Annotated in this window: 20 protein-coding genes; 8 read left to right on the forward strand and 12 right to left on the reverse strand. The window is 71.1% G+C overall.

Going from position 1 to position 22,256, the window contains the following annotated elements:
• Positions 1-211: 211 nt before the first annotated feature.
• Positions 212-3,694 carry a S8 family peptidase gene (locus HEB94_RS41740; RefSeq protein ID WP_192754951.1) on the reverse strand — a complete coding sequence of 1,161 codons (3,483 nt, stop codon included), beginning with the start codon at positions 3,692-3,694 and terminating at the stop codon, positions 212-214.
• A gap of 290 nt (positions 3,695-3,984) precedes the next feature.
• On the reverse strand, positions 3,985-4,152 hold the full coding sequence (locus HEB94_RS41745) for a DUF3117 domain-containing protein (RefSeq protein ID WP_092656719.1): 168 nt from the start codon (positions 4,150-4,152) through the stop codon (positions 3,985-3,987).
• Positions 4,153-4,346: 194 nt separating this feature from the next.
• On the opposite strand from HEB94_RS41745, the gene HEB94_RS41750 reads away from it, so the two are divergent.
• Positions 4,347-5,204: a PaaX family transcriptional regulator gene (locus HEB94_RS41750; protein ID WP_192754952.1), complete on the forward strand. Its 858-nt coding sequence runs from the start codon at positions 4,347-4,349 to the stop codon at positions 5,202-5,204.
• On the forward strand, positions 5,201-6,079 hold the full coding sequence (locus tag HEB94_RS41755; RefSeq protein WP_192754953.1) for an enoyl-CoA hydratase/isomerase family protein: 879 nt from the start codon (positions 5,201-5,203) through the stop codon (positions 6,077-6,079). The genes HEB94_RS41750 and HEB94_RS41755 overlap by 4 nt, the downstream gene beginning before the upstream one ends.
• A 51-nt stretch (positions 6,080-6,130) precedes the next feature.
• Here HEB94_RS41755 and HEB94_RS53030 read toward each other — a convergent pair whose 3' ends face one another.
• From HEB94_RS53030 to HEB94_RS41770, 3 genes are read right to left on the reverse strand one after another with little or no spacing between them, the layout of a single operon-like run.
• Positions 6,131-6,550 (reverse strand): Rid family hydrolase, encoded by a 420-nt coding sequence (locus tag HEB94_RS53030; RefSeq protein ID WP_192754954.1) that lies wholly within the window; start codon positions 6,548-6,550, stop codon positions 6,131-6,133.
• Position 6,551: 1 nt separating this feature from the next.
• Positions 6,552-7,178 (reverse strand): DNA-3-methyladenine glycosylase I, encoded by a 627-nt coding sequence (locus tag HEB94_RS41765; protein ID WP_192754955.1) that lies wholly within the window; start codon positions 7,176-7,178, stop codon positions 6,552-6,554.
• Complete coding sequence (locus HEB94_RS41770; protein WP_192754956.1) at positions 7,175-7,600, reverse strand: DivIVA domain-containing protein; 426 nt, start codon at positions 7,598-7,600, stop codon at positions 7,175-7,177. The genes HEB94_RS41765 and HEB94_RS41770 overlap by 4 nt, the downstream gene beginning before the upstream one ends.
• A gap of 181 nt (positions 7,601-7,781) precedes the next feature.
• Here HEB94_RS41770 and folP point away from each other — a divergent pair, with 181 nt between their 5' ends.
• Positions 7,782-8,645 (forward strand): dihydropteroate synthase, encoded by an 864-nt coding sequence (gene folP / locus HEB94_RS41775; protein ID WP_192754957.1) that lies wholly within the window; start codon positions 7,782-7,784, stop codon positions 8,643-8,645.
• Between the two features lie 57 nt (positions 8,646-8,702).
• On the opposite strand, the gene HEB94_RS41780 is transcribed toward folP, so the two are convergent.
• Positions 8,703-9,599: an LOG family protein gene (locus HEB94_RS41780; protein WP_192754958.1), complete on the reverse strand. Its 897-nt coding sequence runs from the start codon at positions 9,597-9,599 to the stop codon at positions 8,703-8,705.
• A 154-nt stretch (positions 9,600-9,753) separates the two neighbouring features.
• Between HEB94_RS41780 and HEB94_RS41785 the strand changes: the two genes are divergently transcribed.
• Positions 9,754-10,935, forward strand: a complete 1,182-nt coding sequence (locus HEB94_RS41785) for a threonine synthase (protein WP_192754959.1) — start codon at positions 9,754-9,756, stop codon at positions 10,933-10,935.
• Between the two features lie 6 nt (positions 10,936-10,941).
• On the opposite strand, the gene dapE is transcribed toward HEB94_RS41785, so the two are convergent.
• Complete coding sequence (gene dapE / locus HEB94_RS41790; RefSeq protein ID WP_192757015.1) at positions 10,942-12,000, reverse strand: succinyl-diaminopimelate desuccinylase; 1,059 nt, start codon at positions 11,998-12,000, stop codon at positions 10,942-10,944.
• A gap of 172 nt (positions 12,001-12,172) precedes the next feature.
• Between dapE and dapD the strand changes: the two genes are divergently transcribed.
• Together dapD and HEB94_RS41800 are read left to right on the forward strand one after the other, a co-directional pair.
• Entirely contained in the window at positions 12,173-13,114 is a 942-nt protein-coding gene (dapD, locus tag HEB94_RS41795; protein WP_192754960.1) for a 2,3,4,5-tetrahydropyridine-2,6-dicarboxylate N-succinyltransferase, read from the forward strand.
• Positions 13,114-14,028, forward strand: a complete 915-nt coding sequence (locus HEB94_RS41800; RefSeq protein ID WP_192754961.1) for a VldE C-terminal domain-containing protein — start codon at positions 13,114-13,116, stop codon at positions 14,026-14,028. The genes dapD and HEB94_RS41800 overlap by 1 nt, the downstream gene beginning before the upstream one ends.
• Here the strand turns inward: HEB94_RS41800 and HEB94_RS41805 are convergent.
• On the reverse strand, positions 14,017-14,694 hold the full coding sequence (locus tag HEB94_RS41805; protein ID WP_192754962.1) for a DUF308 domain-containing protein: 678 nt from the start codon (positions 14,692-14,694) through the stop codon (positions 14,017-14,019). The genes HEB94_RS41800 and HEB94_RS41805 overlap by 12 nt on opposite strands.
• A gap of 181 nt (positions 14,695-14,875) precedes the next feature.
• Here HEB94_RS41805 and HEB94_RS41810 point away from each other — a divergent pair, with 181 nt between their 5' ends.
• Positions 14,876-16,087 (forward strand): PrsW family intramembrane metalloprotease, encoded by a 1,212-nt coding sequence (locus HEB94_RS41810; protein WP_192754963.1) that lies wholly within the window; start codon positions 14,876-14,878, stop codon positions 16,085-16,087.
• A gap of 63 nt (positions 16,088-16,150) precedes the next feature.
• On the opposite strand, the gene HEB94_RS41815 is transcribed toward HEB94_RS41810, so the two are convergent.
• The 3 genes from HEB94_RS41815 to fdxA all read right to left on the reverse strand — a co-directional run bounded on the left by HEB94_RS41815 (position 16,151) and on the right by fdxA (position 19,144).
• On the reverse strand, positions 16,151-17,440 hold the full coding sequence (locus HEB94_RS41815; protein WP_192754964.1) for a citrate synthase: 1,290 nt from the start codon (positions 17,438-17,440) through the stop codon (positions 16,151-16,153).
• A 211-nt stretch (positions 17,441-17,651) separates the two neighbouring features.
• Complete coding sequence (gene dapC, locus HEB94_RS41820; protein ID WP_192754965.1) at positions 17,652-18,755, reverse strand: succinyldiaminopimelate transaminase; 1,104 nt, start codon at positions 18,753-18,755, stop codon at positions 17,652-17,654.
• 62 nt (positions 18,756-18,817) lie between these two features.
• Positions 18,818-19,144, reverse strand: coding sequence for a ferredoxin (gene fdxA, locus HEB94_RS41825; protein ID WP_192754966.1), 327 nt, complete (start codon positions 19,142-19,144; stop codon positions 18,818-18,820).
• Positions 19,145-19,223: 79 nt separating this feature from the next.
• Between fdxA and HEB94_RS53965 the strand changes: the two genes are divergently transcribed.
• Positions 19,224-20,357 carry a GNAT family N-acetyltransferase gene (locus tag HEB94_RS53965; RefSeq protein ID WP_420481559.1) on the forward strand — a complete coding sequence of 378 codons (1,134 nt, stop codon included), beginning with the start codon at positions 19,224-19,226 and terminating at the stop codon, positions 20,355-20,357.
• Positions 20,358-20,421: 64 nt separating this feature from the next.
• Here the strand turns inward: HEB94_RS53965 and HEB94_RS41835 are convergent, their stop codons facing one another.
• Positions 20,422-22,134, reverse strand: a complete 1,713-nt coding sequence (locus HEB94_RS41835; protein WP_192754967.1) for a VanW family protein — start codon at positions 22,132-22,134, stop codon at positions 20,422-20,424.
• Positions 22,135-22,256: the final 122 nt, after the last annotated feature.

Consider the following 22,256-nt stretch of genomic DNA (forward strand, 5'->3'; position numbering starts at 1 on the left):
AGACCTACCCCGCACTCTCCCGAGGCCAAACCCAGCGGTCCCAGGCTCCCGGAACTCCGGACTCCGTGCCGGCCGCCGCGGCGAAACGAAGCGGCCGGCTGACCCGCACCAAGTGCTGCGGGCCAGCCGGCCGTGGATCTTCCAGCTTCTCGAATCGGCCTTCCCAGTCGATCAGGGTCCCTGCCCGACCACGACCTCAGGGCCTGGGCGGTCAGGAACCGACGGCGTAGGCGCGCACCACCGTCTGCTCCACCGAGTTGCCCTTCGCGTCGGTCGCCTTGGCGCGCAGTGACACGTAGTCCGCGCCGCTCGCCGGGGTCCGCACCCTGGCGAGCCAACGGTCGCCGCCGGCGTTGTCCACCACCGCCCGGCGCCACGTCTTTCCGTCGTCGACCGACACGTCGACCTGCAGGTGCAGGACCCGGCCGGCCTTGGAGCCCGGCTGCGCCTCCACGCTCAGCGGCACCAGCGCCAGCCGGCCCTCATGGTTGCGGTTGAACTGGTCGACCCTGGGCGCGAACCGGATCACCGACAGCGGGAGCGCGGTCGGCGCGCCACCACCGACGCGGCCCGAGGTGAAGGTCCATACGTTGTCGATCTTCGTGGACAGCTGGGAGTACGACGGTCGGGTGGCGCTGGCCTCCAGCCGGAACGACGCCTTGGCGCCGGGCACGGTCACGGGGCCGTCGAAGTAGCCGGGGTACTCCGAGTCGGCGACCTTCCTGCCGTCGCGGAAGAGCCGGGTCCGTGCGGTGTCGACCAGGGAGGCCCCCGGGTGCCCCGCACCGTCGGAGAACATCGGCAGGTAGACGTCGATCTCGTTGCCCAGCCGCGAGACGGCGGGGTAGCCCTCGTCCGAGCCGAAGACCGGACCGAACACGGCCGCGTTCCACTGCTCGGAGACGGACTGGCCCGCCCGGTAGCCGCGTACCTCCCCCTCGAGCGCCGTCTGGTCCATCGGCCAGCCGTCCTGGTCGTAGACGACCTCGCTGAACGTCGGCGCCCAGCGGATCGATCCCGGCTCCAGGAAGCTCGTGACCTTGTGCGGAAGGTCGAAGCTCAGTCCGGCGGTCCACCCACTGGCACCGCTCTCCTCCGCGTACCCGTAGACGGACCGGCTCGCCAGGCGACCAGGCTGCTGCCGCGCGAAGGAGGAGACGACCTTGCCGAGCTGGCCGTCGCTGACCGTACGCGCGAGCCCGTCGAAGAACCGGCCGGACCGGGTGGCCATCAGGCCGTAGAAGTAGGGGCTGTCGGCGAAGTTCTCCTCCGGCCCCGGGACGGCCCACTGACTGCCCGACTCCGAGACCATCTCGTCGGCCGGGACCTTGGGGCCCATGTGGCCGGCGTAGAGGTTGTCGAAGGAGAAGGCCAGCAGCGAGGAGTTCAGTCCGCCGTTGTCCGCGGTCCGGGTGTAGCCGAGGTCGACCACGGCCGGCGTGACGGAGGACCGGCGCACGGTGGTCGTCACCGGCTTGGCCTTTCGCGCGTCGACGGTGATCGTGGTGTCGCCGGACAGGACGAGACGCGGCCGCACCATCATCACGAAGTCCCCGTCCTCGGTCGGCGGGAAGAACATCGACTCGAGGAGGTACTCACCCTTCGGCAGCCTGATCCGCGTCGTGCCGTCCTCGCCCGCCGGGAACTCCCAGACCGGGACGTCGATGCCGTAGAGCATGTCGTTGCCGTCAGTGGTCGGCTGGCCCTGCCGGTCGAGGTGGTTGACGGTGAGGTCGTAGCTCTCGACCTCCTTCTCCACACCCAGTGGCGTGGCGAGGGAGACTCCGGCACCGCTCGCCACGAGGCGGCCGCTGTAGAAGCCGTCCGGGCCGTCGTGGTTGGTGTGGGACGTCACCGAAACCGACGCGGAGCCGCCGGCGGGCACGGTGACCGTGTCGGCGCTGAGCTCCAGCGCGGACGCCGGGGCGTCCTCGCCGTTCGGGCCGGTCATGGTCGCGGACAGGGACAGCGTGGCGTCGGCCGTACCGGCGTTGCGGTAGGTGACCTCCTTGGTCACCGCCTCGTCGTCGGAGTGCGGCCACCGCGCGAGGCCGAACGACACACACACCGGGTCGGTCGTGACCTCCTGGGTGATCGCCTTCGCCACGTCGACCCGGCCGGCGCCCTGTTCGAAGACGCTCAGGTCCGGGTTGGCCTTGGCCGAGGCGGTCAGGGTGGACTTGAGCTGGTCCGCCTGCCAGGTGGGGTGCTGCTGCAGGAGGAGGGCGGCCGAGCCCGCGACGTGCGGGGTGGCCATCGACGTGCCGCTCATCCGGACGTACCGGTCGCCGACCAGTTCGCCGAGTTCGGTGCCGGCGGCCCGGGCGGCCACGATGTCGACACCTGGTGCGGTGATGTCGGGCTTGATGCCGCCGTCACCGAGGCGCGGTCCGCGGCCGGAGAACTCGGCGAGCTGGTCCTCCCGGTCGACCGCGCCGACGGTGAGGGCGGCCTCGGCGCTGCCGGGTGAGTCGATCGTTCCCGCGTCCGGACCGTAGTTTCCGGCCGCGATCACGAAGAGCGTGCCGGTCTGCTCGGTCAGGGTGTTGACCGCTTCTTCCAACGGGTCGATTCCGGGCGTGTCACCGCCACCCAGGCTGAGGTTCACGATGTCGGCGTCCTGTGCGGTCGCCCACTCCATGCCGGCCAGGATGGACGACTCGGTGCAGCCTCCCCCGTTGTCGCAGACCTTGGCGTCGAGCAGCTTGGCGTCGAACGCGACGCCCTTGTACCGGCCGTCGGAGGCCGCCGCGGTGCCGGCGATCGTGGAGGCGACGTGCGTGCCGTGGCCGTACCCGTCGCCCGGAGTGTCCTCGGTGAAGTTCTGCGCGGCGACGACCTGTCCGGCGAGGTCGGGGTGGGTCGTGTCGATCCCGGTGTCGAGGACCGCGACCGTCACACCTTCGCCGGTGTAGCCGGCCTCCCAGGCCGCGGGCGCGCCGATCTGGGGAACGCTCTGGTCGAGGACCGGTCGGCGAACGCCGTCCAGCCACACCTTGCGCACATCGGAGCCGAGGGCGCGGGCCTCGCCCCGTTGGGGGGCGAGCTGGCGCCAGAAGGTGGCGGCGTCGCGCTTGTCGACCGTGACGGCGGTGCCGTCGACGGACGGCAGCGCACGGATGGTCTCCCCGCCGGCCGCGGCGAGGCGGGAGCGGTCGCCGGACTGCGCGCCGGCCCCTGCGTAGGTGACGATCAGCGGGACGACGTCGCGGTGGGCGTCGTCGTAGCGATCCTTCAGCAGGCCGGTCACGTCGAAGAGCCGGCGGTCGATCCGATCGGCCCGAAGCAGCGGAAGCGCATCGGAGGGGACGACGTACAGGTGTCCCTCCGCGCGGTGGGTGAGGAAGGTGATGCCCCCTCGTCCCTTGCCCGGGACGACGGTCCCGGTCGGTGCGTTCGCCGACGGCAGGACCACCCGGTCACCGGTCACGAGCGTGACCGAGACGGCGGATCCCTTCGCGGGCGAGCCTTCCTGGGCCGTGGGCGGAGCTGACATCGCCGGCGGAGCGCCGGCCCAGCCGGCAGGACCGAGCGAGACGGCCAGGCCGGCGATCACGCCACCGATGCCCACGACCCGGACGCGGCGCCCGAACCGATGGCTGATGGCGTGGCCGCGGGTGCCGTGTTCGGCGGCCGTGGGGGCGCTCCCGCGATCTCTGAAGCGGGCGCGGATACGACGTCGCAGAGCACTCAATGCGGACCTCCCCGTCGAGGAGACGGGGATCACGGGCTTCGCGTGACCGCGACCGACGACCCCCGTCGAGACAGCCGCACCCTACATACCCGGTATGCAGGAGTAAAGGTGCGTGTTCACCCAGAGATACTCAGAGGTCGACGCTTCGTCATCAAGTTGGTCAGAAGGTGCCAACTACGACGTCGTGGACGTCCCGCGCAGGCCGCCGTGGTATGAATCGGGCATGACGAGGCCCCGGTCGGAAGCTGACGTTCCGACCGGGGCCGTCGTGGTACGGCGTTCTGGTCCTGCTAGCCCACGACCGACTTGAGCGCGTCACCGAGCTCGCGGGCCTCGTCGGCCGAGAGCTCGACGACGAGCCGCCCGCCACCCTCGAGCGGAACCCGCATCACGATGCCCCGCCCCTCCTTGGTGACCTCCAGCGGTCCGTCGCCCGTCCGCGGCTTCATGGCCGCCATGCGCGCACTCCTTTCCTGTCGTCCGTGCGCGACGACTCCACACCGTGGAGGGTGCGAGGCCGCCAAGCGTGCCGATACGAGCCGCCATTATCCCGCATGCCGTCTCGACACTGGTAGCCAAGATCGGCAGGCCGCGCGTCCCGACCGTCCGCTTACGCCGGACCAGCCTGATTTCATCCGGCAGACTCGGGTTCATGCAGGCCCGGTCGGCGCTGTTCGATCTCTACGGCGACTACGTCCGGTCGCGCGGGGGTAGCGCACCGATCGCGGCACTCGTCCGGTTGCTGGCGCCCCTCGGAATCGCCGCCCCCGCGGTGCGTACGGCGGTGTCCCGGATGGTGCGGCAGGGCTGGCTCGAGCCCGTTCGCCTTCCGGTCGGGCCGGGATACGCCCTGACCCCCCGGGCCGTTCGCCGGTTGGACGACGCGGCCGCCCGGATCTACCGCACCCGGTCGGTGGACTGGGACTGCAGTTGGCACCTGCTGGTGATACCACAGATCCACGGGCGAAGCGCGCGCGAGCGCTTCCAGGCCGGCCTCGGGTTCCTCGGCTACGCGCGACTCAACGCCGGTACGTGGCTCGCCCCGCGCCGCTCGGAGGAGGTCGACGCTCTCCTGCGGGCGGAAGGCGCTCGGGCGGACAGCTTCGTGGCCCGCGATCTCGGCGATCCCGTGGAGCTGGCTGATCGCGCCTTCGACCTCGCTTCGCTCGGCGCGGCGTACCGGAGGTGGCTCGCCGAGGCCCGCACGCTGGCGACCGACAGCGGCGGCACCGCGACCGCGCCCCCGACGGGCACGCCGGCAGGGGCGCCGGCCGCTGCCCAGGTCGACGCCGAGGAGGAGACGGTCCGGGCCTACGCGACCCGGAGCGTGCTCGTGCACGAGTGGCGGAAGTTTCTGTTCCGGGACCCCGGACTGCCGAGGGCGCTGCTACCCGCCGACTGGCCCGGAGACGAGGCGGCGGCGTACTTCGACACCCACGCGACGAGGTTGCTGCCATCCGCGGCCCGCTTCGTCGACACCTGTCTCGCCCACGACGGAGGACTCTCATGAACCCATCCACGGACCCCACCCAGACGCCAGACGGAGGCCGACCGGCCTCCGGGGCGGCGACCGATCCAGGTACGGCACCGACGACGCCGCCCGTGCTGTACGACCTCAAGGCAGGGATCGCGACGATCACTCTGAACCGTCCCCGCGCCGCCAACGCTCTCGACCTCGCCACCAAGGAGGCGCTCCGCGACGCCGTCCTGGCGGCCGCCGACGACGAGTCGGTGCGTTGCGTGATCCTCACCGGCGCCGGGGAGCAGGCGTTCTGCGCCGGGCAGGACCTCCGCGAGCACGCCGTCAACCTGCGGGAGATGACCCCGGAGGAGATCTGGTCCACCATCCCGAACCACTACGTCCCGATCGCCCGCGGACTCGCGACCATGCCGAAGCCTGTCGTCGCCGCGGTCAACGGGGTCGCGGCCGGCGCCGGCGCGGCGTTGGCGTTCGCCTGCGACTTCCGGGTGCTGGCCGACACCGCCGGGTTCAACCTGGCGTTCACCGCGGCGGGACTCTCCTGCGACACCGGCACGTCGTGGACGCTGCCTCGCCTGGTCGGGCACGCGAAGGCGGTCGACCTGCTGATGCGGCCACGCACCGTCGGGGCCGAGGAGGCCGAGCGGATCGGCCTCGCCACCTCGGTCGTCCCCGCGGCCGACCTCGCGGAGGAGGCGGGCAAACTCGCCCGTCAGCTCGCCGACGGGCCGACCGCGGCCTTCGCGGGCGTCCGGCTCTCCCTGGCCTACGCGGCGAGCAACTCCCTCGAGGAGGCACTCACCTTCGAGGGCGAGATGATGCGCCTGTGCGGCCAGACGGACGACCACATCAACGCGGTCGAGGCCTTCCTGGCCAAGCGCCGGCCGAGCTTCGAGGGGCACTGAGCCCCTCGGCCCGGACACTTCGTCGACGGGAACTCCACGGCGTCAACGGGGTCAGCCGTTGCCGAGCACCTTGCCCAGCTTGCCCCGCCGACTCACGAGCATCGCCTCGGCCTCGATCTCGACCTTCCAACGAGGGTCGAGCAGACCGGCGACGACCACCATCGTGGAGACGGGCCGGACCTCACCGAAGACCTTGCCGTGCATCCGGCCCACGGCGTCCGCGTCGGCGGCGTCGGTGATGTACATGCGGGTGCGGACCACGTGCTCGGGCCCGGCGCCCACCTGGGCGAGCGCGGTCAGGATGATCTCGATACAACGGAACGCCTGGACGCCGGGGTCGGGGTCGACCTCGCCGTCCTCCCAGATCGGGGCGGTCCCGGCGACCAGCACCCGGTCACCGATCGACACCGCCCGACTGAACCCGAACTCACGTTCGTACTCCGACCCAGACGCCACACGCTGACGTGCCACCTCACCACTCCCTCGGCTCGAGCCTGCCCGCCCCGGCGGCGGCACTCCCGGCGGCGACGGCGCCCCGGCTGGCACAGTCCACCAGATGGTCGTCCACCATGCCAGTGGCCTGCATCAGCGCGTAGCAGGTCGTCGGGCCGACGAACGTGAAGCCGAGGCGCTTCAGCTCCTTCGCCATCGCCTTGGACTCGCTGGTCTGGGCGGGGACGTCCGCGAACGCCCGCGGCGCGGGGCGGCTGTCCGGTTCCGGTGCGAACGACCACAACAGCGCGGCCAACCCGCCCTCGAGCGCGCGGGCGGCCCGGGCGTTCCGGATCGCGGAGTTGACCTTCGCCGTGTTGCGGACGATGCCGCTGTCGGCCAGTAGACGCCGTACGTCGGACTCGTCGAACTCCGCGACGGTCGCGATGTCGAAGGCGGCGAAGGCGGCGCGAAACGCCGGACGCTTCCGCAGGATCGTCAGCCAGGACAGCCCGGACTGGAAACCCTCCAGCGTCATCCGCTCGAACAACCCCCGGTCATCGCGAACCGGGCGGCCCCACTCCTCGTCGTGGTAGCCGAGGTACTCGGGCGCGGACGTCGCCCAGGGGCAGCGCTTCACCCCGTCCGGGCCGGTCACGGCGGTCATCGCTCGTCCGAGCGGAAGTCGTTGCGGGTGGCCTGCTCGTGCGGGTGCGGACTGGCGTAGGGGCTGCCGAACGGCTCCACGGGTACGCCGGCCGGGCGCCCGCCCGGACCGTCATCCGCCTCCGCGAGGCGACTCTCGCGTTCGGCGAGTCGTTGCTCCCGCTCGGCGAGCCGGCCCTCGCGCTCGGCGAGGTCGCGGGTGAGCCGGCTGATCACGTCGTCCACCTCGTCCATGCGGTAGCCGCGCAGAACGACGGAGAACGCCACGTGCTGGAGGTCCTCCGAACCCACCGGCCGGTCGGTCGGCAGCCGCACCTCCCGCCGGTCGGGGTAGGCGCGCGCCATCGCGCCGCCACGCCCCACCGCGACGGCGGCGGTGGCGCCGAGGACGACCAGCACGAGGACGACCCACAGCCAGGTCATGCCCTTGATCGTGCCACGTGGTCCCCCGGCGGAGCCCGGTAGGGGACGATGGCGCGCCAGGCGATCCGGACGAACCACGCGATCCGGCGTCGTGCCAGGCTGGGCGCCGCCCCCGTTCGGGCGCGGGTGGGTGAGGCTGGAACCGAGTGAGCGACGCGAGAGCACCACTGGAAGGGGTCCGATGCGGTTGCGCTTGGGCAGGCTGGAGTTCGCGGAGGGCGACTACGCCGTGATGGCGATCGTGAACCGCACCCCTGACTCGTTCTTCGACGCCGGCGCCACCTACTCCGAGGACGCCGCCCTCGCCCGGGTCGCCGAGGTCGTGGAGGCCGGCGCCGCGATCGTGGACGTCGGCGGGGTGAAGGCCGGGTACGGCGCCGAGGTCAGCGTGGCCGAGGAGCTCCGGCGGACGGCACCCTTCGTCGCCGAGGTCCGCTCCCGCTTCCCCGACCTCGTGATCAGCGTCGACACCTGGCGCTCACCGGTCGCGCGGGAGCTGTGCGCCGCGGGAGCGGACCTGATCAACGACACCTGGTCCGGCGCCGACCCCGGCCTCGCCAAGGTGGCCGCGGAGTTCTCCACGGGCCTGGTCTGCTCCCACACCGGCGGTCTGCCGCCACGCACCGACCCGCACCGGGTGGCCTACGAGGACGTCGTGGCCGACGTCGTGGCCCGGGTCACCGAACTCGCCGAGCGCGCGGTCGCGGCAGGGGTACGACGCGACGGCATCCTCGTCGATCCCACCCACGACTTCGGCAAGAACACCTGGCACTCCCTGGAACTCACCCGGCGACTCGACGAACTGGTCGCCACCGGCTGGCCCGTCCTGGTGGCGCTGTCCCGCAAGGACTTCATCGGCGAGACGCTCGACCTTCCGGTCGGGGAGCGCCTGCCGGGCACGCTCGCCGCGACCGCGATCTCCGCCTGGCTCGGCGCGCGGGTCTTCCGGGCGCACGACGTGCGGGAGACGCGGCAGGTGCTCGACATGGTCGCGTCCGTCCGGGGGGCCCGGCCGCCCGCACGGGCGCGGCGCGGCCTCGCCTAGGCGAGGCCCGCTCCGCCGACGCCGGGCGCGATGCACTCGGCCGGCACGGCCGGTGGATCAGTCCGGCGAGACCGGCCCGCCGTTCGGCCCCTGCGCGGGCGGACCGCCGGGAAGGGCACCGCCTGCCCCATCGCCGTTCGGACCGTCCACCGCGAGCCCGTCGACGCTCAGATCACCGCCCGCCGGTACGTGGCTCTGCTCGACGGCCCGGACGACCTCGACGGCCTCGTCGACATCGTCGGTGAGGTGCAGCATCTCCAGGTCGGCCGGCTTGATCTTGCCGTCGGCGAGCACGGTCTCGCGCAGCCAGGTCAGCAGCCCGGACCAGTACGCCGTCCCGATCAGGACCAGCGGGAACGACGTCACCTTGCGGGTCTGCACCAGCGTCAGCGCCTCGAACAGCTCGTCGAAGGTACCGAAACCGCCCGGAAGCACCACGAAGCCCTGGGCGTACTTCACGAACATGGTCTTGCGCGCGAAGAAGTACCGGAAGTTGAGGCCGATGTCGACCCAGGGATTCATGCCCTGCTCGAACGGCAGCTCGATCCCGAGCCCGACCGACACGCCGCCGGCCTGGCTCGCTCCCTTGTTCGCGGCCTCCATCACTCCCGGACCGCCGCCGGTGATGACGGCGTAACCGGCCTCGACGAGCGCCCCGCCAAGGCGCTCGGCCGCGGCGTACATCGGGTCCTCGACCTTGGTGCGCGCACTGCCGAACACGCTGATCGCCGGCCCGAGTTCGGCGAGCATCCCGAACCCCTCGACGAACTCCGACTGGATCCGCATCACCCGCCAGGGATCCGTGTGCACCCAGTCCGAGGGGCCCCGGGTGTCCAGGAGCCGCTGGTCGGTGGTGCTCGTCTGCATCTGGGTACGCCGCGTGACGATCCGGCCACGTTGCTTCTCCCGGGGCCGATCGGGCCTGGTGGGCCGCTCGTCCTGCTCTTCCCGCATGAATTCGAAGGGTAGTGGCCCGTCGCGACGACGCCACCAGAGCCGGGTCAGAGTGCGCTGAAGTTTGCCCGGACGTTCAACAGCTGCCCGAATTCTTTCGCGACGGTTCTCGCGAGAACGCGGAGGAACCGGCCATACCGGCACACTGGTCCTCATGCGCTTCTCGGCCCTCACCCAGCTCTCCTGCCCACGCTGCTCCCGCAGCCATGACGCCGACCAGGTGACCAACGTCTGCACGTGCGGTTCGCCCCTGCTCGCGGAGTACGACCTCGCCGAGATCCGGGCCGGTCGCACCCGCGAGGAGGTGAGCGCCCGACCGGCCACGCTGTGGCGCTACCACGAGCTGCTCCCGGTCCGCTCCCCCGACCAGATCGTCACCCTCGGCGAGGGCATGACCCCGCTGCTGCCGATGCCAGCGTTCGGCAAGGAGGTCGGCGTCCCCCACCTGCTGATGAAGGACGAGGGCCTGATCCCGACCGGGACGTTCAAGGCGAGGGGCGCGGCGGTGGGCGTCTCCCGGGCCCGTGAGCTCGGCGTCAAGAACATCGCGATGCCCACGAACGGCAACGCAGGCTCGGCCTGGGCGACCTACGCCGCCCGGGCGGGCATGGGCAGCCTCATCGCGATGCCCTACGACGCGCCGGAGATCTGCCGGCGGGAGTGCCGCGTCGTCGGCGCGGAGCTGGAGCTGATCGACGGCCTGATCGGTGACGCCGCCGCGCTCGTACGCGAGAAGCTCGCGGAGCGCGACGGCTGGCTCGACGTGTCGACCCTGCGCGAGCCCTACCGCATCGAGGGCAAGAAGACGATGGGCCTGGAGATCGCCGAGCAGCTCGGCTGGCGCTGCCCGGACGTGATCCTCTACCCCACCGGTGGAGGTGTCGGACTGATCGGCATCTGGAAGGCCCTGAACGAGCTCGTGGAGCTGGGCTGGATCACTGGTCCGCTGCCCCGGCTCGTCGCCGTGCAGGCGAGTGGCTGCGCACCGATCGTCACGGCGTACGAGGCGGGAGCGCAGGAGAGTGAACCCTGGCCGGACGCGCGCACGGTGGCGTTCGGGATCACCGTGCCCAAGGCGCTCGGCGACTTCCTGATCCTGCGGGCGATCTATGAGACCGGTGGCTGCGCCGTCGCGGTCGACGACGAGGACCTGCTGGCCGAGCAGCGCCGCGTCGCCGAGCTCGAGGGGACCTTCATCTGCCCGGAGGGCGCCGCCGCCTTCTCCGCCGTCCGCGCGCTGCGGGCGTCGGGGTGGATCGAGGCCCAGGAGGAGGTCGTCGTCCTCAACACCGGCACCGGGCTGAAGTACCCCTCCACCGTGCCCCTGCCCAGCTGACGGACCCTAGCTGAGCCAGGCGCGCATCCGTTCCTCGCAGCGGCGCAGTTCGGCGACCTCCACGAACTCGTCCTTGGTGTGGGCGAGCGCGGACCCACCGGGGCCGTAGTTGACCGCGGGAACACCGAGCTCGGCGAACCGCGCGACGTCGGTCCAGCCGAACTTCGGCCGGGGCTCGGCCTCGACCGCCGCCACGAACGCCGCGGCCGCCGGCCGGGACAGGCCCGGCGCCGCGGCGGGCGCGGAGTCGCGGCACTCCACGGCGTACTCCGCGAAGGTCTCCCGCACGTGCGCGAACGCCTCGTCCTCCGAACGGTCCGGGGCGAAGCGGTAGTTGACGGTGATCCGACACTCGTCGGGGATCACGTTGCCCGCGACGCCGCCGGTGATGCCGACGGCGTTGAGGCCCTCGCGGTAGACGAGCCCGTCGACCGGCACCTGCCGGGGTTCGTACGCCGCGAGCCGGGCCAGGACCTCCGCCGCGGCGTGGATGGCGTTCTCGCCCATCCACGCCCGGGCACTGTGGGCGCGCTTGCCGGGCAGGATGATCTCGGCGCGGAGCGTGCCCTGGCAGCCGCCCTCCACCTGCGCGCTGGAGGGCTCCATCAGGACGGCGAAGTCGGCCGCGAGGGTGTCCGGGTGCTCGCGGGAGAGCCGGCCGAGGCCGTTCTTCTCCGCCTCGATCTCCTCGCAGTCGTAGAACACGTAGGTCACGTCGCGGACCGGCTCGACGAGGGTGGCGGCCAGCCGCAGGGCCACCGCGACGCCGCCCTTCATGTCGCAGGCGCCGAGGCCGTAGATCCGGTCACCGACCCGGCGGGACGGAAGGTTGTCGGCGACCGGAACGGTGTCGAGGTGCCCGGCGACGACGACGCGTTCGGCCCGGCCCAGCGAGGTCCGGGCCACCAGGGTGTTGCCGAACCGCTGCGTGTCGAGGTGTCCCAGCCCGGACAGCGCCGCCTCGACGGCGTCGGCCAACGCGCGTTCGTCGCCGCTCACCGACGAGACGTCGACCAGCGCGCGGGTGAGGGCAACCACGTCGGAGTGCAGATCCAGGCTCGACATGACGGCAGTCTGCCAGCCGGCGGAGGAGTTGACCCGCCCGGACCTCGCATATCCGGGCATCCGACCCGCCGCGCCCGCCCGGGTGCGCGCCGCGTGGACGCCCGCGTGCACGCACGGCGAGTTTGCCGGACCCGAACGCTCGGACTTGCCTGGCTCTGGCAGGCTGAACGCCATGACCGACACACCTGGTGCCTGGGGCTTCGGAATCGCCACGACGAGTCAGACCGGCAGAGTCCTCGACACCTGGTATCCCGAGCCCGCGCTGGGATCGCCAGGACCTGGACACGACGAGCCGCCGGCCGAGCTCGTCGCGCTGGAGGGTGAGGATCCGCTGCGCCGGGTCCGGCGTTCCGTCGTGCGCACGGTGCTCCCCTCCCTGGACGCCCCGCCCGCCGACACGCCCGACGCCTACCTGCGGCTCCACCTGCTCTCCCACCGGCTGGTCCGACCGCGAGAGGCCAACCTGGACGGCATCTTCGCGGCGCTGTCCAACGTCGTCTGGACCAGCGCCGGCCCCTGTGACGTCGAGGGGTTCGAGCAGACCCGGCTCCGGCTGCGCGCGGCCGGCCAGGAGGTCATCGTCTACGGGATCGACAAGTTCCCCCGCATGGTCGACTACGTCGTACCCGTCGGAGTGCGGATCGCCGACGCCGACCGGGTGCGGCTCGGCGCCCACCTCGCCGACGGGACCGTCGTCATGCACGAGGGGTTCGTCAACTTCAACGCCGGCACGCTCGGCGCCTCCATGGTCGAGGGTCGTATCTCGGCCGGCGTGGTCGTCGAGGAGGGCTCCGACGTCGGTGGCGGCGCCTCCATCATGGGCACGCTGTCCGGTGGCGGCACCGAGGTGATCACCATCGGAAAGCGCTGCCTGATCGGCGCGAACGCCGGTGTGGGCATCCCGCTCGGCGACGACTGTGTGGTCGAGGCGGGCTGCTACGTCACGGCGGGCTCGAAGATCCGGCTCACCGACGGTGAGATCGTCAAGGCCCGCGACCTGGCCGGAACGCCCGGCCTGCTCTTCTGGCGCAACAGCATCTCCGGCGCGCTCGAGGCCCGCCCTCGCACCAGCGGTGGAGTCGAGCTCAACACCGCGTTGCACACGAACAACTGATGGTGGCTCGCGGGGGGATGCGGGCCGCGAAGATCGTCGCCATCGTGGTGATCGTGTGTGGGCTGGTGGTGGCCGGTGCCGCGCTGGCCACCGAGATGCTGTTCCGGCAGCCGCTGGTGGAGGGCTGTCACGCGACGGTCGCCGGCACCTCGACCGAGCTCACGGTCGAGGAGGCCGAGAACGCCGCGCTCATCTCGGCGGTGTCCGTCCAGCGCGGCCTGCCACCGCGGGCCGCCACCATCGCCCTGGCGACGGCGTTCCAGGAGTCCGGCCTGCGCAACATCGACTACGGCCACCTCGACTCGGTGGGGCTCTTCCAGCAACGGCCGAGCCAGGGCTGGGGCACGGTCGCGGAGATCCAGGACCCGTACTACTCCGCCGGCCGCTTCTACAGCGCCCTCGTCGACGTGCGGGGCTACGCCGCCATGGAGATCGCGGTCGCGGCCCAGGCCGTGCAGCGGTCCGCCGACGGGAGCGCCTACGCCCAGCACGAGGCCGGCTCCCGGGCGCTCGCCTCGGCCCTGACCGGCCAGTCCGACGCGGCGTTCAGCTGCGAGGTCCAGCAGACGACCGCGAGCGCCTCGGCCGGGTCGGACCTGATCGGCGAGCTCGGCAAGGCCTACGGCACCGCCAAGCCGGTCGGCGGCGACGTCGGTGTGACCGGCTCGGCCGCCACCGGCCTGGCGGTCCGGCGTGAAGGCGACTCGATCATCGACATTCCGCTGGCCTCCACGCAGCGACAGCTGGGCTGGTCCGTCGCACAGTGGTCGGTCGCCTACGCCAAACGGTTCGGCGTCTCCTCCGTCTCCTACGACGGCCACACCTGGTCGGCGGACCAGTCCAAGGACGGGTGGCGAGCCGACACCGAGACCGGACCGCACCAGGTCCGGATCATGCTGGCCTCACCCTCCTGAGGCGACCTCCGCGGCGGGGGTCCGCGCCTGCGCGGCGCGCAGCCCGAACGCGACGACGACCTGCACCAGCCCGACGCCGATCGAGCTGAACGCCGTGACCGGCTCGACGCCGGCCAGTGAGAGCTCGGGCAGGAGCAGGAACCCGACGCCGACCGCCACTGCCACCAGGCCGGACGTGATCAACCAACCGCGTCCCCGGGGGTGGCCGGCCACCGAGGTCATCGCGGCCATCAGGTCTCCGAAGCCCGTGAGCAGCCACTTCAGCGACAGGAAGACCACGACCAGGACGAGGGTGGTCACCAGGCCGCGCAGGCACAGAGCCGCGGTCACGATCAGCAGGACGCCGACCAGCGCGGAGAAGATCGTCTCGCCCGCGCCGCGTCCCTCCCGTACGAGCAGCGCTCCCGCCACCCGGGTGAAGCCGTCGCCGAGCAGCCAGACGCCGACCAGCATCTGGAAGGCGACGACATCCAGGAGCGGCCAGGACAGGAGCACGAAGCCGAACGCCAGCGCCAGCAGTCCGAGGGTCAGCGACAGCCACCACGGCGCCCGGCCCGTGGCGGGCCCTGGTCGGGACGCGACGGCGACATAGCCCGCCGCGACGCCTGCCCCTCCCACCGCGAGTGGATCCTCCTGCGCCGACTTCGCACCGTTGCTGCCCGACACCCCGCCCGGAGTACCACCTGGCGTACTGCCCGACGTTTCCATCGGCTTCCCCCCTCGGCCCACCCCTCGGCCCACCCAGGTCATACCCTCCCGGGCGGGTCTCCGCACTCGCGGGCCACCTGCCACCCGTCCCGTCACGCGCGCAGGCATACATGGCACGCGGGTGGAGAAGACTCCAGGCATGAACGACCTCGCCACCGGTGTCGGCACGGGCCGGCCCGGCCCGGAGCACGGCCGGCGCCTGACGTCGTACGCCTGGGGCCGGGTCTTCCTGCTCGGCCTCGCGGTGTGGCTCGTCGCGGTGATCCTCACGCTGTCGAGCGGGGACACCGCGCTGGTGCCGACGGTGGTGCTGCTCGGCAGCTTCCTGATCCCCCTGACGTACGCCACCTGGGTGTACGAGCGGGGTCGGGTCAGCGAGATCACCCTCGCCCTGGTGGTCCGGGCGTTCCTGGTCAGCGGCTTGCTCGGACTGCTCAGCGCGTCGCTGTTGGACAACTACCTGAACGCGCCGACGCCGTTCCTCTACGCCGGGTTCGCCCTGGCCCAGGAGCTGGTGAAGGTCCTGGCCCTGCTCTACGTCGCCCGTCGGGTCCGCCGGCGCACCCTGCGCACCGGGCTGGTCCTGGGCGCCACCGTGGGGTTCGGCTTCGGGGCGTTCGAGACCGCCGGGCAGGCGCTCCAGGCGCTGATGAACGTCAGCGGGCTGTCGATGGGTGCCCTGGTGGAGACCGAACTCCTGCGCGCCCTGCTCGCGCCGGTCGGTCAGGGGCTGTGGACCGCGCTGATCGGCGGCACCATCTTCGCCGCGACCAAGGGCGACCGCTGGCGTTTCACCAGCGGGGTCTTCTTCGCCTATCTCGGCGGCAGCCTGCTGCACGCACTCTGGGACTCCCTGCGCAGCGTCGCGGTGGTCTTCACGCTCCTCACCACCAACACGAGCTGGGAGTCGCGCCTCCTCACCCTGGGGTACATCCCGCGGCCCTCGACCGCGCAGGTCCACCTCTACACGGTGACGACCGCGGTGGGATACGTCCTGGTCGCGGCACTCGGCGTGCTGTGGCTCGGGATCCTGCGCCGCCGGATGGAGCCGGTCACGGCGATTCTGGGACCACCCGAGCCGGCCGTCGGCACCACCGAAGCATCCGAGGCCACCGCGACGCCCGCCGGCCCGGCCGAAGCGGTCGAGCCAGCCGGAGCGGTCGAGTCAGCCGGAGCGGTCGAGCCGGCCGAACAAGCCGAACCGAGTGAGCCGAGTGAGCCGGGCGAGCCGAGTGAGCCAGCCCAACCCGTGGCCCAGGCCGCCGGCACCAACGAACCGGGTCAGAGCGCGACTCAGGCGCCGGCCGAGCCCGCGTCCGGTGACCGGACGCCGGACAAGACCGACGCCTGAGTGGAACGCCAGTGAGCCGAGTGGAACCCCAGTGAGGAAGCCGAGCCGCGCGTGCGCGACGGACTAGCGGTTGCTGATCGGGACGAAGCCCCGCTCCTGCTCGCCGGTGTAGACCTGCCGGGGCCGGCCGATCTTGGTCGCCGGGTCAGCCGTCATCTCGCGCCACTGGGCGATCCAGCCGGGCAGTCGACCGATCGCGAAGAGCACGGTGAACATGGGGGTGGGGAAGCCCATCGCGCGGTAGATCAGACCGGTGTAGAAGTCGACGTTCGGGTAGAGCTTGCGCTCGATGAAGTAGTCGTCGTTGAGGGCGAAGTCCTCGAGCTGCTTGGCGATGTCGAGGAGCTGGTCGGACTTGCCGAGCCGGCTCAGCACGTCGTCGGCGCTCTTCTTCACGATCGCCGCACGCGGGTCGTAGTTCTTGTAGACCCGGTGCCCGAAGCCCATCAGCCGGACGCCGCGCTCCTTGTTCTTCACCCGCTCGACGAAGTGACCGACGTCACCGCCCTCGGCGGCGATTCTCTCGAGCATGTCGAGGACGGCGGAGTTGGCGCCACCGTGCAGCGGGCCGGACAGGGCGTGGATGCCGGCCGACACCGAGGCGAACAGGTTGGCCTGGCTCGAACCGACCAGCCGCACGGTCGAGGTCGAGCAGTTCTGCTCGTGGTCGGCGTGCAGGATGAAGAGCCGGTCGAGCGCCTCCGCCACCACCGGGTCGACCTCGTAGGGCTCGGCCGGGAGGCCGAAGGTCATCCGGAGGAAGTTCTCGACGTAGCCGAGGGAGTTGTCGGGGTAGAGGAACGGCTGCCCGACGGTCTTCTTGTAGGCGTAGGCCGCGATGGTCGGCAGCTTCGCGAGGAGCCGGACCGTCGAGATGTCGACGTGCTCGGGGTCGGCGGGGTCGAGGCTGTCCTGGTAGAACGTCGAGAGCGCACTGACCGCCGAGGACAGGACGGGCATCGGGTGCGCGTCGCGCGGGAAGCCGTCGAAGAACCGCTTGAGGTCCTCGTCGAGCAGAGTGTGCCGGCGTACCTTGTCGGCGAAGTCGTCGTACTGCTCCTGCGTCGGGAGCGCGCCGTAGATCAGGAGGTAGCTGACCTCCAGGAAGTTGCTCTTCTCCGCGAGCTCCGCGATCGGATAGCCCCGATAACGCAGAACGCCGGCGTCACCGTCGATGTAGGTGATCGCCGACGTACAGGCTCCTGTATTCACATATCCCGGATCGAGTGTGACGTGCCCGGTCGCCTTCAGTAGCGCCGAAATGTCCACGCCTGAAGCACCCTCAGTCGCGGGTACAACCGGGAGTTCAATCTCCCCATTTGCGTGCTTCAGCGTGAAATGTTGGTCTGTCACGCTCGTGTCCTCCGTCCTGCCCTGTTCGGCCCGGCCGGGAGGAGCCGGCCGTGAAGGGACCGTGCCACCATCTGTCGTCTCAACGAACGATGGTCGCCTGTCGCCTCCACGACTCGCGAACCGTTGCCGGTTGGCACGGCCCACGCGTCGGCATCCTCCACTTTCTGTCGTATGGCTCCCCGTGTGTGTGGGAGACCCGTCTTCGCTGAGGTCACGCGAGATCGCGCGTTGCCAGCAAACGGGTCGCCGCAGCGGCAACCCGTTCATCAGTCGCAGTGAACGCTACCCGGACATGCCGGGCACCCGCCGCGCCGTAGAAGTCACCTGGAGTGACGAGGACGCCCCTGTCCGCGCACCATCGCACGGTGTCCGCGCAGGGTTCGTCCCGTGTTGCCCAGAGGTACAACGAACCTTGGGAATGGTCGACGCGGAAGCCCGCGGACTCGAAGGCGTGTCGCAGGGTGTCCCTGCGGGCGGCGTACCGGGAGCGTTGTTCGTCGGCGTGCGCGTCGTCGTGCAGCGCCGCTGTCATGGCCGCCTGGACCGGCCCCGGGACGATCATCCCGGCGTGCTTACGGACGCCCAGAAGCTCTTGCACACAAGAGGAATCGCCCGCGACGAAGCCCGCGCGATAACCCGCGAGGTTGGAACGCTTGGACAGCGAGTGAACCGCGATCAGGCCCTCGTGGCTGCCGCCGCACACCTCGGGGTCCAGGACCGACACCGGCCGCGCGTCCCAGCCGAACTCGAAGTAGCACTCGTCGGAGGCGACGAGTGCGCCCCGCTCGCGGGCCCACGCCACGACCTTCGCCAGGTGGTCGGCGGGGAAGATCTTGCCCGTGGGGTTGGAAGGTGAGTTGAGCCACACCAACTTGACCCGTTCGGGCCCGAGCGCGACCGTCGAGTCGGTCGCGACGACGGTGCATCCGGCGATCTGGGCGCCGACGGCGTAGGTCGGGTAGGCGGCCTCGGGGATGACCACGACGTCGCCCGGGCCGAGCCCGAGCATGGTCGGCAGCCAGGCCACGAACTCCTTCGACCCCACGGTGGGGATGACGGCGTCGGGACTCACTCCGGGGACACCGAGCCGGCGGTGGAGATAACCGGCGGCGGCTTCGCGGAGTTCCTGAGTTCCCTGGGTGGTCGGATAGCCCGGGGAGTCGGCAGCGCGCGCGAGCGCCTGCTGGACCACCTCGGGGGTGGGGTCGACCGGCGTTCCGACCGACAGGTCGACGATCCCGTCCGGATGGGCGGCAGCGCGCTGTTTGTCAGGAAGTAGACGATCCCACGGAAAGTCCGGGAGCGGACTTCGCACAGTTTCCCTCTCGCTCGCCTCATCGGGGGCCCCGCGAATGCCGGGCGGAGCCCCCGGGTGGGTCACTCCTCGGTGTTTTGCGGTGGCAGCGCGGCGATGAGTGAGTGGTCCTTGTCGACCACGCCGGTCTTCGAGGCGCCCCCGGGCGAGCCGAGATCGTCGAAGAACTCGACGTTCGCGGCGTAGTAGTCCTTCCACTGCTCGGGAACGTCGTCCTCGTAGAAGATCGCCTCTACCGGGCAGACCGGCTCACACGCACCGCAGTCGACGCATTCGTCCGGGTGGATGTAGAGCATCCGCTTGCCCTCGTAGATGCAGTCGACAGGGCACTCGTCGACACACGCCCTGTCCTTGAGGTCCACACACGGCTGCGCGATGACGTAGGTCACCGGGTTCCTCCTCTGTCGAACTGACACTCCTAGTATCGCCAGGTCGGTACAACCCGCGACAACGAAGGGTCCATTAACGGTGCCACTGTCTGCCTCTGACGTAGGACAGCGGGTCGTCGTTCGCCGCCGTCTGGGTGTGGAGTACGAACGGCCGGTGTACGGCGATGTGCTGGGAATCCTCGAGTCGTGGTCCGCCGGACAGCTACGTGTCCGGCGTCGCGACGGTGTGCTCGTCGAGATCGCCGAGACCGATGTGGTGGCGGGAAAGCCGGTCCCTCCCCCGCCGCCGAGCCGGTTCCGGTCACAAAACGGTCCGGACGAGCAGGACCATTCAGACGATCCGGATACCGGCTCGGATCCCGCGGCGGAACCGGACCAGCCCCACACGGGACCAGGCCTCGCCCGGGTTTCCGCGTCCGGATGGCCGGCCACCACGGTCGAACCACTCGGCGAGTGGCTGCTGCAGGCCGCGGGTGGCTTCACCGGGCGGGCGAACTCCGTGCTTCCGTCCGGCGATCCCGGACTTCCTCTCGACGAGGCGCTCGCCCGGGTGAGCGACTTCTACGCCCGGGCCGGGCTGCCGGCCTGGATCCAGGTGATCGTGGACTCCCCGCTCGAGGAGGAGCTCCGTCGGCGAGGGTGGCGGATCCAGTCCAGTGGCAAGGGGACCTTCGACACCACCGACGTCCGGGTCGCGCCCCTCGCGGACCTGCTGGCGCGAACCGAGGAGCCCCCCGTTCAGGTCGCGCTGGGCCGAGATCTCGACGACGCCTGGCTCGCGATGTACGGCCGGTCCGGCCGGCAGGACACGGCCCGCCAGATCATCACCGGACCGGAGCACGTCGCGCTCGCCCGGGTCACCGCCGCCGCCGCGAACTCGGTCGCGGCTCTCGCGGCGAGTTCCGTCGCCACGCACGGCGGGAGCCCCAGCGGCTCCGACCCGGCGACGGAACTGGTCGGTATCGCCCGCGGTGTCGTGACGGGCACCTGGCTCGGTGTCGGCGCCGTCGAGGTCGCCGCCGACCGGCGCCGCCAGGGCCTCGCCCGGGCGATCATGGCCGGTCTCGGCCGGTGGGGCCGGGAGTGCGGCGCGACCTGGGTCTACCTCCAGGTGGGCACGGACAACGCCGCCGCCCTCGCGTTGTACGACCGGCTCGGCTTCCGCCTCGACCACCAGTACTGCTACTACTCCGCGCCCCGGAGCACGTCCTAGAACCCGCGTCGGCGCCCGTCCTGGGGCGCGCTGGCACCCCAGGACGGCCGACCGCGATCGGGTATCAGGTCGGAGGCGTCGGGGGCGGAGGTGGCGGCGTGGCCGGCGGCTCCTCACCGCACACGATGGTGTCCTCGGGCTGGTACTGCACGTGGTCCTTCTCGGTCTTCACGAGCTTGCCCTCGCGGTAGAGCTCCCGGGTGATGTCGACGTCGAAGCCACGTACGCCGTCCTGGGGCACACAGCCCGCCTTGGTGTCGTGGATGGCCTTCGGTTCGCGGAAGTTGTATCGGGCGGAGGTCTTGTCCTTGACCGTCCAGTACTTCGTGCTCCACAGCCGGACGGTGATGCTGCCCTTCGCGCCGCTCACGCTCGGGACGTTGACGGCCTGGACCAGGACGCCGTAGGGCGTGTTGTTGCGCCACCGCAGGTCGAGTGAGCCCCAGTAGACCGTCGCCTCCCGGCCGACCGGGTAGCGGTCGATGTAGAACCCGTGCGGCCGGTGCTCGACGTCGTCCATACCGGCGAAGAAGCCGGCGTTGTACGTCGTGGTCGCGACCTGCGAGACACCTCCGCCGAGCTCCTCACGAAGCCGGCCGCCCTTGATCACGAAGCCCTCGGTGAAGCCGTTGGCCGCCGTGCGCTCACCGACCAGGCCGTTGAGGCTGAACGTGCCGCCCGGCTTGATCAGGGTGCCGTCGATCAGTTCGGCGGCCCGGCCGATGTTGGTGTTGCGATAGTCGGCGTGCGGATAGGTGGTGGTGAACTCCCCGACCACCTGCTTCACACCGAGCTGCTGGACGGCCTTGGTGGTCACCTTCGGCTGGGTGGCCTGGGTCCGGACCGTCGCGACCCGCTCGTCGCCGGACTTCGGCAGTGCCGCGAGCACGGCGCTGCCGAGGTTGGCGGGCGGCACGGTCTGGCCCGCGACAGCGGGGAAGATCGTGGGACGTCCGCCGAAGATCTTGACGCTCGCGTCGCGGCTCTTGGTCGAGACGGCGGCGAGGTCCTTGGACACCCGCTTGGCGAGCGCCGCCGCGTCGAGCTTCGGGGCGAGCCGTCCCGACTCGTCACCCACCATCGTCAACGCCGCGCCGAGGTCGGCCGGAGCCACCTGGAACGACTTGGAGTTGACCCGTACGGTCACCGGACCCGACATCGCGGGGGTCGCGAACTCCCGCATCGCCCGCTGCACCTCGGCCCGGCCGACCCGCGGCTTCTGGTCCTTGGTCGGCAACGCGATCGGACCCGACGTACGCAGGAACTCGCTCCTGATCCGCCGAGCGGCCGCCGACTGGTCGAGCACGTGTCCCGCGGCGGGCTCGGTGGCCTTCGCGGTGCCGCCCGCGAAGGTGATCGCGCCCTCGCTGGGATGCCGGTCGATGTCCTTGGCGAACGCGCCCAGGGCACCGCTCAGCGCGTTCTCGTCGACGGTCAGCACCGGCCGGACCTCACCGCCGCCGGTGAGGGAGCCCACCAGCTCGACGGGGTTCAGGGTCCGCGGCTGGTAGACCGAGTCGACGGTGGCGGGCACGTCGAGCCCGAGTCCCGCGTCGACCGGACGCACCGTGTGGGTCTTTCCGTCGGCGCTGAGGTGAAGCGGCTGCTCGGCCCTGGGCAGCAGTCGATCACGTATCCGGTCGACGGCACCCTCGTAGGAGAGGCCACCGATCTGGACCCCGGCGACGGTCGTCGACCTCGGCACCTGATCGCTCAGACTCAGGACGAGGACGGCGTAGGCACCGACCAGAACGAGCAGCACCCCACTCGCCGCCAATGCGATGATCCGCCCGGGCTGTCTCTTCGGCCGCGACGGAGGCATATCCGCCATCTGTCGCGTGCCATCCGGCTCGAACAAGACTCCTCCGCGATGCGTGAGATGCCGCGGCCCGTTCGCCT

The organism is Actinopolymorpha pittospori (genome assembly GCF_014873875.1).
GTDB classification, from domain to species: Bacteria; Actinomycetota; Actinomycetes; order Propionibacteriales; family Actinopolymorphaceae; genus Actinopolymorpha; species Actinopolymorpha pittospori.